This window comes from Janthinobacterium sp. GW821-FHT03C08 (assembly GCF_059420905.1).
The window spans coordinates 189,784-202,931 of sequence record NZ_JBWKUP010000012.1 but is presented as its reverse complement, the minus strand read 5'-3'; the positions used below and the strand labels follow the sequence as shown (position 1 = coordinate 202,931).

General features: G+C 62.5%; 12 protein-coding genes and 1 other RNA gene. 8 read left to right on the top strand and 5 right to left on the bottom strand.

Translation table 11 applies throughout. The annotated features are described in order from the left end of the window. Nucleotides 1-270 carry a hypothetical protein gene (locus tag AC07VL_RS18970; protein ID WP_494807206.1) on the top strand — a complete coding sequence of 90 codons (270 nt, stop codon included), beginning with the start codon at nucleotides 1-3 and terminating at the stop codon, nucleotides 268-270. Nucleotides 271-276: 6 nt separating this feature from the next. After that, the gene (locus AC07VL_RS18965; RefSeq protein ID WP_494807205.1) at nucleotides 277-903 is read left to right on the top strand and encodes a diguanylate cyclase; all 627 of its coding nucleotides are present in this window, start codon (nucleotides 277-279) and stop codon (nucleotides 901-903) included. 391 nt (nucleotides 904-1,294) lie between these two features. On the opposite strand, the gene AC07VL_RS18960 is transcribed toward AC07VL_RS18965, so the two are convergent. The 5 genes from AC07VL_RS18960 to ompA form a co-directional block, all read right to left on the bottom strand. After that, nucleotides 1,295-1,597 carry an HNH endonuclease gene (locus AC07VL_RS18960; protein WP_494807204.1) on the bottom strand — a complete coding sequence of 101 codons (303 nt, stop codon included), beginning with the start codon at nucleotides 1,595-1,597 and terminating at the stop codon, nucleotides 1,295-1,297. Nucleotides 1,598-1,986: 389 nt separating this feature from the next. Then, nucleotides 1,987-2,347, bottom strand: a transfer-messenger RNA (tmRNA) gene (gene ssrA, locus AC07VL_RS18955). 91 nt (nucleotides 2,348-2,438) lie between these two features. Continuing rightward, the gene (locus AC07VL_RS18950) at nucleotides 2,439-3,143 is read right to left on the bottom strand and encodes an HAD family hydrolase (RefSeq protein WP_494807203.1); all 705 of its coding nucleotides are present in this window, start codon (nucleotides 3,141-3,143) and stop codon (nucleotides 2,439-2,441) included. Between the two features lie 67 nt (nucleotides 3,144-3,210). After that, nucleotides 3,211-3,906, bottom strand: coding sequence for a bifunctional 2-polyprenyl-6-hydroxyphenol methylase/3-demethylubiquinol 3-O-methyltransferase UbiG (gene ubiG / locus AC07VL_RS18945; RefSeq protein ID WP_290608814.1), 696 nt, complete (start codon nucleotides 3,904-3,906; stop codon nucleotides 3,211-3,213). Between the two features lie 129 nt (nucleotides 3,907-4,035). Continuing rightward, nucleotides 4,036-4,749, bottom strand: a complete 714-nt coding sequence (gene ompA / locus AC07VL_RS18940) for an outer membrane protein OmpA (protein ID WP_290605993.1) — start codon at nucleotides 4,747-4,749, stop codon at nucleotides 4,036-4,038. A gap of 613 nt (nucleotides 4,750-5,362) precedes the next feature. Here ompA and gyrA point away from each other — a divergent pair. From gyrA to AC07VL_RS18910, 6 genes are all read left to right on the top strand, one after another. Further along, on the top strand, nucleotides 5,363-8,041 hold the full coding sequence (gyrA, locus tag AC07VL_RS18935; protein ID WP_494807202.1) for a DNA gyrase subunit A: 2,679 nt from the start codon (nucleotides 5,363-5,365) through the stop codon (nucleotides 8,039-8,041). Nucleotides 8,042-8,147: 106 nt separating this feature from the next. Next, complete coding sequence (locus tag AC07VL_RS18930; protein ID WP_494807201.1) at nucleotides 8,148-8,732, top strand: DUF2059 domain-containing protein; 585 nt, start codon at nucleotides 8,148-8,150, stop codon at nucleotides 8,730-8,732. 25 nt (nucleotides 8,733-8,757) lie between these two features. Further along, complete coding sequence (gene serC, locus AC07VL_RS18925; RefSeq protein ID WP_494807200.1) at nucleotides 8,758-9,849, top strand: 3-phosphoserine/phosphohydroxythreonine transaminase; 1,092 nt, start codon at nucleotides 8,758-8,760, stop codon at nucleotides 9,847-9,849. 83 nt (nucleotides 9,850-9,932) lie between these two features. After that, on the top strand, nucleotides 9,933-11,003 hold the full coding sequence (gene pheA / locus AC07VL_RS18920; RefSeq protein WP_494807199.1) for a prephenate dehydratase: 1,071 nt from the start codon (nucleotides 9,933-9,935) through the stop codon (nucleotides 11,001-11,003). Nucleotides 11,004-11,128: 125 nt separating this feature from the next. After that, complete coding sequence (gene hisC / locus AC07VL_RS18915) at nucleotides 11,129-12,235, top strand: histidinol-phosphate transaminase (RefSeq protein ID WP_494807198.1); 1,107 nt, start codon at nucleotides 11,129-11,131, stop codon at nucleotides 12,233-12,235. Nucleotides 12,236-12,239: 4 nt separating this feature from the next. Next, nucleotides 12,240-13,145, top strand: a complete 906-nt coding sequence (locus AC07VL_RS18910; RefSeq protein WP_494807197.1) for a prephenate dehydrogenase — start codon at nucleotides 12,240-12,242, stop codon at nucleotides 13,143-13,145. Nucleotides 13,146-13,148: the final 3 nt, after the last annotated feature.

Sequence of the window (13,148 nt, the reverse complement as noted above, 5' to 3'; positions counted from 1 at the left end):
ATGCTGGGGCGCGATCTCTCGCCGTTTCCCTTATTTCATGATTATTTGCCAAAAGGTCCCGTTGGCACCGCGGTGTTCAGGTCGCGCGTCGATGGCGTGACGCGCATCAACAGCTATCGACGAATCAGCGGATATCCGCTGGTGGTCTCCGCCGCACTGTCGCAGGATGAGGTGCTCGCTGCGTGGCGCCTCGATACGGTGATGCAACATGCCGTGGGCGGGGTGCTGGTGCTGCTGATTGCATTCATCGGTTACCGCATGGTGCGGTAGATCGAGTTGCGGGCAAACAGCGAGGCGGGACTGCTCGCGGCACGCAACGAACTGGAATTGATCAATGAAACCCTGGCCCGGCTTGCCAACCAGGATGGGCTGACGGGGCTGGCGAACCGGCGCCACTTCGACCAGTCGCTGCTCGCCGAATTCAGCCGCGCCCAGCGCGAAGGCAGCCCGCTAGGGCTGGTGTTGCTCGATGTCGATTGCGTCAAGCAATACAACGACCTGTATGGCCATGTGGCTGGCGACGAGTGCCTGAGAAAGATCGGCAAGGTGGTGGCCTACAGCATGCGCAGGCCGGGCGACCTTGCGGCGCGCTACGGTGGCGAGGAAATGGTCATTTTGTTGCCCGGAACGGATCTGGTTGGCGCCCTGGCAGTGGCGGAAAGCGTGCGCCAGGCCATGCAATCGCTGGGCATCGACCATCGGGGCAATCCCCCTGGCGTGGTGACGGCCAGTGTCGGCGTGGCGGCGTTTGTACCGGCGCACCTGGAAAACCAGCCAGTCGAGCTGATCGAACTCGCTGACCAGGCTTTGTATGAGGCCAAATCCTCCGGGAGAAACCAGGTTCGCCATGCATCGTCGCGCGACAGTGCCGGACGGATAGCGAGCCTTCTTGCGTTTCGCTAGCCATGCTTGCCCCCGGCTGCGGGCGAAACCAAGGTCGCGCTTCGCTTGACGGGAGGCGCCGCAAAAGACCTGTTCGACGCCAGCGTGACGGATTGCTGTTCCGGCATCGTCCCAGGGAGGGGGGGCGCTGTGGTTACGCTTGCGATGTGTCCACAGGGCCGAGCATTGGGGGAGCGGTTGCGGGGAGAGTGGGGCGGCGGCAGGTCCGCCATGCGTGGACATCGCGCCCATTTTTTGTATGCAGCGCGCCTGCTTGCGGCGGCTGCTGCCCGTGCCACGCCCATCAATCGGGTTCATGCTGCAAGGATGAGCGATGCTCGGGTATGCCATTGGCGAGGTCACAGGCAAACCCGCCAGCTGAATCGCCGCCGGTAGCTCAAGGCCGCGATTTTCAGCGCGGCAATTTATACCGGACCAGCAGCGCAGGTCCTTTGCCGCCGGGTGGCGTCAGCAGTACCTCGTCGCCCGGCTGCATCTCTTCATGCATGACGGTGCAACAAGTTGGCATCGAGTGGCCGCGCGCGGGATAAACGCCAACGTCGGTATGCAGGGTTGCAGCGCGTACATCCACGCTGGACTTGCCGGCCTTTGCTTCTTCTTGCAGCAGCTTGCGCAGTGCGGTGATGAAGTCCCCTTTGCTGAGTCTGGCCGGTGTCTGGCTTGCTCGCGGGCGAGCGCTTGCGTCGTTTTTCATGGTGGTTTCCTTCAGTGACTATCTATATTTCCGCCACTATATCATTGGCCCCGGATGTCGCATGACGAAGCGAGGGTTCGGTCCGTCATTCGTATGCAGCCTGAACAACCAACGGAGGAGCGAGGGTCAGGTCCGGCATTCGTACACAGCCTGAGCCGCTAAGGTTGTCTTTAGGAAAAACCGCCTGCGGCGTAAACCTGGTCGGACGAATCGGAGAGGGTTGCGCTTGCAAGCGCAACCCGGTTTTGCGGCGCCAAGCTGCGCTTGCCGAAGTCCCGCAAAACCCCCGCGTCCGTACCGGACGCGGCTTTGATGCCCGCATTCTGCATGCATGGAATAAATAAAAAGGGCCTCCCCGCCAAGACGGGGAAGCCCTTTTATTTATTCAGTGGTGGAGACGGCGGGAATCGAACCCGCGTCCGCAAGCACTCCACAGACAGTTCTACATACTTAGCACTATCATTTAATTTAACTCAGCCAGCACGGATGTGCACGTTATGGGCAAGCGAGTTACCTATTATTTAGTCGGACGCTAAGTAACCCAGCATACGACGAGTCCCTGTAAATGACTCTAGAGCTTTTGACGGCCCACCCCAGGGACGAGGTGTTCTAGAGCTAACAGCGATTAAGCTGCCAGTGCGTACGAGTTATCGTTTGCAGTTAAGTTTTTTCTGGGTGTATTTACGAGGTAGCCAGCCCTCGGTATGCCCTGCGCTGCTTTGCAACCCACGTCGAAACCAGGTCGTCCCCACAGAACCTTCATTGTAGCGCAATCTTCACACTCTTGCATGATGCATTCGCAGTGATGCATCTACGGCCAGCTGGCGGCAGTTTCAAGCCCTCACGCCGCCAGCTGCCGCGCCTGTGCTGCCTTGACTACCGTGCTCACCAATTCCAGCAGGGCTTGCGGCGTGTCCAGCAGGTGGTCGGCGTTCCAGTGTTGCGGTTCGACGGGGCCGCAGTAGCCCCAGGCGCAGGCGACCGTGCGCATGCCGGCGGCACGGCCGGCCTGGATGTCGCGCAGGTCGTCGCCCACGTACCAGCAGTCTTCCGGCGCCAGCTCCAGACGGCGCGCCGCTTCCAGCAGGGGGGCGGGGTGGGGTTTCGGGTGCGCCATGGTGTCGCCGGAGATCACGCAGCCGGCGGCGCCCAGGCCGATCTGGCCGACCAGCGGCTCCGTGAAGCGGGCGGCCTTGTTGGTGACGACGCCCCAGGCCAGGCCCAGGGCGCTCAGGCCGTCGAGCAGCAGGGGAATGCCGTCGAACAAACGGCTTTCCACGGCCAGCGCCGCTTCGTAGTTGTTGAGGAAGCCGTCTTTCAGGGCTTCGTAGCCGCTTTCGCCCGGTTGGACGCCGTAGGAAGCGCCTATCATGCCGCGCGCGCCGGCCGAGGCGGTGGGGCGCAGGATGTCGTAGGGCGTTGGCGCCAGGCCTGCGCGCGCGCGCAGCAGATTGATGGCCGCCGCCAGGTCAGGCGCGGTGTCGGCCAGGGTGCCGTCGAGGTCGAACAGGATGGCGCGCGGGGCTGGCAGGTGGTCGGTGGTCATGGCGGGCAAATGTGTCAAGTGGGAATGAAAAATGGCGGCCGTAGCCGCCTTGTTTTGTGCGTGATGGTTACAAGGGCCGGGTGCAGGCCACCAAATAATTGACGCTGGTATCGCTATTAAGTGAGTAAATCTTGGTCAATGGATTGTAGCCCATGCCGCGCATGCTGTTGACATCCAGGCCGGCGCTGCGCACGTATTGCGACAGTTCGGCCGGGGTGATGAATTTGTCATAGTCGTGCGTGCCTTTCGGCAGCAGGCGCAGCACGTATTCGGCGCCCAGGATGGCGAACAGGTAGGCTTTCGGGTTGCGGTTCAGGGTCGACAGGAAGACGTGGCCGCCCGGTTTCACCAGCGCGGCGCAGGCCTGGACGATGGCGGCGGGGTCCGGCACGTGCTCGAGCATCTCCATGCAGGTGACGACGTCATACTGGCCCGGCTCGGCCTCGGCCATGGCTTCGGCGGCGATCAGCTTGTAGCGTACCTTGGCGCCCGATTCGAGGCTGTGCAGGTCGGCCACTTTCAGGGCCTTGTCGGACAGGTCGATGCCCGTCACGTCGGCACCCTTGCGGGCCATCGATTCGGCCAGGATGCCGCCGCCGCAGCCGATGTCGATCACGCGCTTGCCGGCCAGCGGCACCTTCGCGTTGATCCATTCCAGGCGCAGGGGGTTAATTTCGTGCAGGGGACGAAACTCGGAAGTGGGGTCCCACCAGCGGTGGGCCAGCTCACTGAATTTTTGGATTTCAAGAGGGTCGGCGTTCATAGGTCGAATAATAGCGGCAATTTCACAATTGGGCAGCCACGGACGAAAAAAAACCCCGCCGTGGCGGGGTTTTTTCCTGCTGTCCTTGACTTGCGCGATAACTTGCGGCAAGTCCAGGGGGCTCAGCTATTACTTGTTGCGGGTACCGACAACTTCGATTTCCACGCGACGGTTTTTAGCGCGGCCTTCAGCGGTAGCGTTGCTAGCCACTGGTTGCTTTTCGCCTTTGCCTTCGGTGTACACGCGGTTGCTTTCAACGCCTTTGGAAACCAGGTAGGATTTGACAGCATCAGCACGACGTACCGACAGTTTTTGGTTGTAAGCATCGGTGCCGACGGAGTCGGTGTGACCCACGGCGATGATGACTTCCAGGTTGATGCCGCCCAGTTGTGCGGTCAGCTCGTCCAGCTTGGCTTTGCCTTCTGGCTTCAGCGTAGCTTTGTCGAAATCGAAGAATGCATCAGCAGCGAAGCTGACTTTTTCCGAGGTAGGAGCTACGACGACTGGTACTGGTACCACGACGACTGGCGCTGGTGCTGGTGGTGCTGGTGGCGGAGGTGGAGCCACGCATTTGCCGTCTTGCAGAGTTTCTGGCTCTACGCACAGGGGAACGTCGCAACCTGGCACCGCGTCAGCAGGTGTCCAGTAACCGGTACGCCAGCACAGGCCGAATGGGTCACGCACGATCACGCCGCGAGCATCTTGCACGTAAGCGCTTTTTGGGCTTGGTGCTTTGATGTCAGTGGTAACTGGCGCGAACGGTGGGGAGGTTGGGGTTTGGGCCGAAGCCGAGCCAGCAATCACTGCGGATGCAGCGAAAAACAGCGTTACAAATTTATTCATTCTTTTTTCCTTTCGGGGGGTGATATCCGCAGAACAACACTGCGCTACTGGTGCTACGTGCCAAGATTTTATCATGTAGACCATATGCGCTCGTTTCAGATTGCGAAACTAGCAATTAACTTCCCAGTCATTTTGCCACACGCATCAGGGGCACACGACCGTGGTTAAATCAAAGCTTGCCCGATTTTAGACCGCACGTTGTTTTCACGCAACGGAAATGCTCATTTGTAACGCGTCTGTAACAATTGATCGCTTTTTTTGCCTCTTTTTAGGGCAGAGGACTTGAACTGGTATTGCCATTGTGCATTATCGACAGGCAAGCCCGCACGGCGCCGGTGCAAACTGTCAATATTGCCCGTCTGGCCAATTTGTACAGGTAGCCGGGCGCGCATGCTAAAATCGTGCGCTTGGCTGTTAAGAGTGCTAAACAAAAAGTGCACGGTAGCGCGGCATGGGCTGGACGGACCGAATGGTACGGCTAGCGGCCTTGTCACTGTCCCGGCCATTTTTTTGCGCGGCACTCCGCCCTAGCAGCCACCCAGGATATGCAGTATTGCGTCATACATTGCGTAGCAGATAAGTTAACCACAGCCTGAGATCAGTCGAACCGCCAATGGATCAATTCGCAAAAGAAACAATTCCTATTTCCCTCGAAGAAGAGATGCGCAAGAGCTACCTCGATTACGCCATGAGCGTGATCGTCGGGCGCGCCTTGCCGGATGCGCGCGATGGCTTGAAGCCAGTGCACCGCCGCGTCTTGTTCGCGATGCATGAAATGAACAACGTGTGGAACCGCCCTTACGTCAAGTGCGCCCGCGTGGTCGGCGAAACCATGGGTAAATACCACCCCCACGGCGATGCCTCGATCTACGACACCTTGGTGCGCATGGCGCAAGATTTTTCGCTGCGCTACATGCTGATCGATGGCCAGGGCAACTTCGGTTCCGTCGACGGCGACGGCGCCGCGGCCATGCGTTACACGGAGTGCCGCCTGGACAAGATCGCCAGCGAACTGCTGGCCGATATCGACAAGGACACGGTCGACTTCCAGCCCAACTATGACGGCAAGGAAAAGGAACCGACGGTCTTGCCGACGCGTATCCCGAACCTGCTGATCAACGGCTCTTCCGGCATCGCCGTGGGCATGGCGACGAACATTCCGCCACACAACATTACCGAAGTCATCAACGGCGCCCTGCACGTGCTGCGCAACCCGGACTGCTCGATCGATGAATTGATCGAACTAATCCCCGCGCCCGATTTCCCGACGGCCGGCATCATCTACGGCGTCTCGGGCGTGCGCGACGGCTACCGCACGGGCCGCGGCCGCGTCGTTATGCGCGCCAAGACGCACTTCGAGGAATACGGCAAGGATGGCGGCCGCATCGCCATCATCGTCGACGAACTGCCATTCCAGGTGAACAAGAAGTCCTTGCTGGAGCGCATCGCCGAAAACGTGCGCGACAAGAAGCTGGACGGCATTTCCGACATCCGCGACGAGTCCGACAAGTCGGGCATGCGCGTGGTGATCGAGCTGAAACGGGGCGAAGTGCCGGAAGTGGTGCTGAACAACCTGTACAAGCAGACTCAGCTGCAAGACACCTTCGGCATGAACATGGTAGCCCTGGTCGATGGCCAGCCAAAACTGCTGAACCTCAAGCAGATGCTGCAATGCTTCCTGTCGCACCGCCGCGAAGTGGTGACGCGCCGCACCGTGTTCGAACTGCGCAAGGCGCGCGAACGGGGCCACGTGCTCGAGGGCCTGGCTGTCGCGCTGGCCAATATCGATGACTTCATCGCCATCATCAAGGCCGCGCCGACGCCGCCGATCGCCAAGGTCGAGCTGATGGCCAAGGCCTGGGATTCGTCCGTCGTGCGCGAAATGCTGGCGCGCACGGGCGACGGCACGACGCCGGGCGGCGTGGATGCCTACCGTCCGGAAAACCTGCCGAAGCATTACGGCATGCAGACGGATGGCCTGTACAAGCTGTCGGACGACCAGGCGCAGGAAATTCTGCAGATGCGCCTGCAGCGCCTGACCGGTCTGGAGCAGGACAAGATCGTCAACGAGTACAAGGACATCATGGCGCACATCGCCGACTTGCTCGACATCCTGGCCAAGCCGGAGCGCGTCACCGTCATCATCACCGATGAAATGACCCTGGCGATGAACGAATACGGCGCCGGCAACAAGGACGTGCGCCGTTCGCAGATCGAACTCAATGCCACCGACCTGGAAACGGAAGACCTGATCACGCCGCAGGACATGGTCGTGACCCTGTCGCACACGGGCTACATGAAGGCGCAGCCGATCACCGAATACCGTGCGCAGAAGCGCGGCGGGCGCGGCAAGCAGGCCATGGCGACGAAAGAGGAAGACTGGATCGACCAGCTGTTCATCGCCAATACGCACGACTACATCCTGTGCTTCTCGGACCGTGGCCGCATGTACTGGCTGAAGGTGTGGGAAGTGCCGCAAGGCTCGCGCAACTCGCGCGGCAAGCCTATCGTCAACATGTTCCCGCTGCAGGACAACGAAAAGATCACCGTGATCCTGCCGCTGTCGGGCGAGAACCGCACCTTCCCGGAAGACCATTACGTCTTCATGTCGACCAGCCTGGGTACCGTGAAAAAGACGCCGCTGAAGGACTTCAGCAATCCACGCAAGGCCGGCATCATCGCGGTCGACCTGGACGACGGCGACTTCCTGATCGGCGCCGCGCTGACCGACGGCCAGCACGACGTGATGCTGTTCTCCGATTCGGGCAAGGCAGTGCGCTTCGACGAAAACGACGTGCGTCCGATGGGCCGCACGGCGCGCGGCGTGCGCGGCATGAACCTGGAAGAGGGCCAGCACGTGATCGCCCTGCTGGTGGCCGAGAACGAGCAGCAGTCGGTGCTGACGGCCACGGAGAACGGCTACGGCAAGCGTACGCCGATCACCGAGTACACGCGCCACGGCCGTGGCACGAAAGGCATGATCGCCATCCAGACCAGCGAGCGCAACGGTAAAGTGGTTGCCGCGACCCTGGTCGATACCAGCGATGAAATCATGCTGATCACCACCGGCGGCGTCTTGATCCGCACCCGTGTGTCGGAAATCCGCGAGATGGGCCGCGCGACGCAGGGCGTGACCCTGATCGCCGTGGAAGACGGCACCAAGCTGTCCGGCCTGCAGCGCGTGGTGGAGACGGATATCGATGAAGTCGAGCTGACGACGGAGGCGGGCACGGATGCCGCGCCGGCGGCGGCCGAACCAGCCGATCCGGCCGACCCGGCCCAGCCGGAGTAAGATGATTGGGGCTCCGCGAGGAGCCCCAATTGCTGTTGGCGTGCCCGTTGCGGCGCCAGCCAGCCTATTTCAAGTTGTTCCCCGCTTTTGTAAAGTCCCGCATGCCATGAGAAAAATCGTCGCCACCTTCTTCGCCGCGTTTTCGCTGGCCTTTCTTGCCACCCTGCCGGCCCTGGCCCAGAGCACGCAAGCCGCGCCGGCCCGCCAGGCCGCGCCCAGCCCCGCCATGAAAGTGGCCGTGCGGCGCATGCTCGAGGCGATGCAGTTCCCGCAGCTCACGCGCAGCATCTTCGACCAGATGCTGCAATCGGTGCCTGAAATGATCCGCCAGTCGGCGCAGCAGCAAATCAATACCGATCCGCGGCTCGACGAGCAGCGCAAGGCGCGCGCGCTGGCCAGTGCCGAGGAAGAGATTCCCGTCGCCGTCGCCACCCTGACGCAGGTGCTGGCCGACCCGACCCTGATCGACGAGCTGAGCGCCGAGATGGTGCCCCTGTACGCGCGCTATTACACGGTGCCGGAAGTCGAGCAGCTGACGGCCTTCTACAAGACGCCGTTGGGGCGCAAGATGCTGGCCACCATGCCGCAGCTGTCGGCCGAATCGATGGCCATCAGCCAGCGCGTGCTGATCCCGCGCGTCAATGCCGTGCTGGAGCAAGTCATGCGGGCGGCCACGCAGCCGCCCCAATAATTTTCATTTTGCCAAGGACCGTATCGTGACCCAAATCTACAACTTCTCCGCCGGCCCGGCCGTCCTGCCCAAGGAAGTGCTGGCGCAAGCGGCCTTTGAGATGCAGGACTGGCATGGCAGCGGCATGTCGGTGATGGAAATGAGCCACCGTGGTCCCGAGTTCATCTCCATCTACAAACAGGCCGTGGCCGACCTGCGCGAGCTGCTGGCCGTGCCCGAGAACTACAAGATCCTGTTCCTGCAGGGCGGCGGCCTGGGCGAAAATGCCATCATCCCCATGAACCTGGTGGCTCATGGCGCCACGCAGCCGGCCACCATCGACTTCGTGCACACGGGCTCCTGGTCCGGCAAGTCGATCAAGGAAGCGGCCAAGTACGCCAACGTCAACGTGGCGGCATCGTCGCAGGCGGCCGGTTTCACGCATGTGCCGGCCGTATCGGACTGGCGGCTGACGCCAGGCGCCGCCTACCTGCACATCTGCACCAATGAAACCATCGATGGCGTGGAATTCCAGCAGGCGCCGAACGTGCCGGCGGGGACCACCATCGTGGCCGACATGTCCTCGCACATTCTGTCGCGGGTTATTGATGTATCGCAATACGGCGTGATTTTCGGCGGCGCGCAGAAAAACATCGGCCCGGCCGGCCTGACGCTGGTCATCGTGCGCGAAGACCTGCTGGGCAAGGCGCTGCCGATCTGCCCGTCGGCCTTCGACTGGAGCATCGTGGCCGAACATGAGTCGATGTACAACACGCCGCCCACCTACGGCATCTATATCGCCGGCCTGGTTTTCCAGTGGCTCAAACGCCAGGGTGGCGTGGCAGCCATGGAACAGCGTAATATTGAGAAAGCGGCGCTGCTGTACGCGGCGCTCGATGCGGACGACTTCTACCAGAACCGGGTCGCCCCGGAATACCGCTCGCGCATGACCATCCCGTTCTATCTGCGCGACGAAAGCTTGAACGACGCATTCCTGGCCGGCGCGAAACAGCGCGGCCTGCTGCAACTGAAGGGCCACAAGTCCGTCGGCGGCATGCGTGCATCGATCTATAACGCGATGCCGATCGAGGGCGTGCAAGCCCTGGTGAATTATCTGAACGAGTTTGCCGGACGCTGAGTCGCTTAAGCGACCGCGCCGGCCCGCCGCCGGCGCAGGCCGCGCGGCAATGATTGAAGTACAGCTGACGAAACAAACCAACCATGACCGATAAACTGAAACCGCTGCGCGAACAGATCGATGCGATCGACGCGCAAATCCTCGACTTGCTGAACCGCCGCGCGCAGATCGCCCAGCAAGTGGGCCACGTGAAGGCCGAAACGCAGGCGCCCGTGTTCCGCCCCGAGCGCGAAGCGCAGGTGCTGCGCGGCGTGGCCGAGCGCAATCCCGGCCCCATGGGCGACCGCGAAGTGCAGACCATCTTCCGCGAAATCATGTCCTCCTGCCGCTCGCTGGAAAAACGCGTCACCGTGGCCTATCTGGGCCCGGCCGGCACCTTCAGCGAACAAGCCGTCTACCAGCAGTTCGGCAGCGCCGTCGAAGGCTTGCCGTGCGCGTCCATCGACGAAGTGTTCCGCTCCGCCGAGGCGGGAACGGCGGACTTCGGCGTTGTGCCCATCGAGAATTCGTCGGAAGGCGCCGTCAACCGCACCCTGGACATGATGCTGCAGACTAGCCTCATCATCAGCGGCGAAGTATCGATCGCCGTGCACCACAGCCTGATGACGAAGAGCGGCAACATGGATGGCGTGACCTCCATCTGCGCCCATTCGCAGGCGCTGGCGCAGTGCCAGGTGTGGCTGAACCAGAACTACCCGCACATCGAGCGCCGCGCCGTGGCCTCGAACGCCGAAGCGGCGCGCCTGGCCGGCGAGGATGGCACGGTGGCGGCGATTGCCAGCGAACTGGCGGGCGCGCAGTACAAGCTGGGCGTGGTGAAAGGCCATATCCAGGACGACCCGCACAATCGCACGCGCTTTGCCGTCGTCGGCACCTTGCAGACGGCGCCGTCGGGCAAGGACCAGACCTCGCTGGTGCTGGCCGTGCCGAACAAGGCGGGCGCCGTGTACCAGCTGCTCGCGCCCCTGGCCAAGCATGGCGTGTCGATGACGCGCTTCGAGTCGCGCCCGGCGCGCATGGGCAGCTGGGAGTATTATTTCTATGTCGACGTGGAAGGCCACGTGCACGACGCAGCCGTCGCCCAGGCGCTGGCCGAACTGCAGGGCAATGCGGCGTTCTTCAAGGTGCTGGGGTCGTATCCGGTCAGTCTGTGACTTCGTTGACTGGTGTCGGATTACGCTGCGCTAATCCGACCTACGGTAAGCTGTAGGTTGGGTTAGCGCAGCGTAACCCAACAACAGCCACCAGCCTAATCATTCACCAACTTTTAAAGAACACCATGTCTAAAAATATCGGTCCTGAATACGTCCGCGCCATCGCCCCTTACCAGAGCGGCAAGCCGATCGCGGAAGTTGCGCGTGAATTTGGCCTCGACGAGGCAGCCATCGTCAAGCTGGCGTCGAATGAAAACCCGTACGGCATGCCGGCATCGGCCAAGCAGGCGATGATCGCCGCCATCGATGACCTGGGCCGCTATCCGGACGCCAACGGCTTCGACCTGAAAGCCGTATTGTCCAAGCGCTATGACGTGCCGGCCGACTGGATCACGCTGGGCAACGGCAGCAACGATATCCTGGAAATCGCCGCGCACGCGTTTGTCGAGCATGGCCAGTCCGTCGTGTACTCGCAATACTCGTTTGCCGTGTACGCGCTGGCCACGCAAGGCCTGGGCGCGCGCCACATCGTCGTGCCGGCGCAAGCCTACGGCCATGACCTCGACGCCATGGCGGCGGCGATTGCCGACGACACCCGCCTGGTCTTCATCGCCAACCCGAACAACCCGACCGGCACCTTCCTGTCGGCGGCGCAGCTGGAAGCCTTCCTGCAAAAAGTGCCGGCGCACGTCGTCGTCGTGCTCGACGAGGCCTACAACGAATTCCTCTCGGCTGAAGACCAGTACGAGTCGACGGCATGGGTGCGCCAGTATCCGAACCTGGTGGTCTCGCGCACCTTGTCGAAGGCGTATGGCCTGGCTGGCCTGCGCATCGGCTTCGCCATCGCCCAGCCGGCGCTGACGGACCTGATGAACCGCATCCGCCAGCCGTTCAACGTCAACTCGCTGGCGCAGGCGGCCGCCATCGCCGCCCTGAACGACAAGGAATTCCTCGAGCAGAGCGCGCGCAACAACGCGGCCGGCTACCAGCAGTTCACCGAGGCGTTCGATGCCCTGGGCCTGGAATACGTGCCATCGCACGGCAATTTCGTGCTGGTGAAGGTGGGCGACGACGACGAGGCGGGCGCGCGCGTGAACCTGGCGCTGCTCAAGCAGGGCGTCATCGTGCGCCCCGTGGGCAGCTACGGCTTGCCGCAATGGCTGCGCATTTCCATCGGCCTGCCGCAGGAAAACGCCATCTTCATCGCGGCGCTGACGAAAGCGCTGGCCTGACGCCATGACGACGCCTGCACTGAAAAAAATCGTCATCTTCGGCGTAGGCCTGATCGGCGGCTCGTTCGCGCGCGCCCTGAAGCACGCGGGGGCAGTCGCCACGGTGGTCGGCATGGGCCGTTCGCCGGCCTCGATGGCGCGCGCCCTGGAGCTGGGCATCATCGACGAGATCGGCGGCGACATGGCCACGGCCATCGCGGGCGCCGACCTGGTGCTGCTGGCCGCGCCCGTGGCGCAGACGGGGGCCATCCTCGCCTCCATCGCGCCGCACCTGCAGCCGGGCACCGTCGTCACCGACGCGGGCAGCACGAAAAGCGACGTGGTGGCGGCCGCGCGCGCGGCGCTGGGAGGCAAGGCGGGCCAGTTCGTTCCCGGCCACCCGATCGCGGGACGCGAGACGAATGGCCCCGATGCGGCCATCATTGATTTGTATCAAGGCAAGAAAGTGGTGCTCACGCCGCTGGCGGAAAACGCCGCGCCTGACGTGGAACGCGTGGCGGCCGCCTGGCGCGCCTGCGGCGCCATCCTGCACGCCTTGAGCCCCGAAGAACATGACAAGGTGTTTGCCGCCGTCAGCCATCTGCCGCATCTGCTGGCCTTTGCGCTGGTCGACGACATCGCCAACAAGCCCCACGCGGGCCTGCTATTTCAATACGCGGCCAGCGGCTTTCGCGACTTTACGCGCATCGCCGGCTCATCGCCGGAAATGTGGCGCGACATCAGCCTGGCCAACCAGCCGGCGCTGCTGCACGAACTGGACGCCTACCTGGCGCAGTTGACGACCTTGCGCGCCCACCTGGCCGCTGGCGACGGCGCCGCCATCGAGGGCGTGTATGCGAACGCCCAGCACGCCCGGCAGCAATGGATCGAGGCGATCGAAACGGCGGAAGCGCCCGCGCCCACACAATAATTG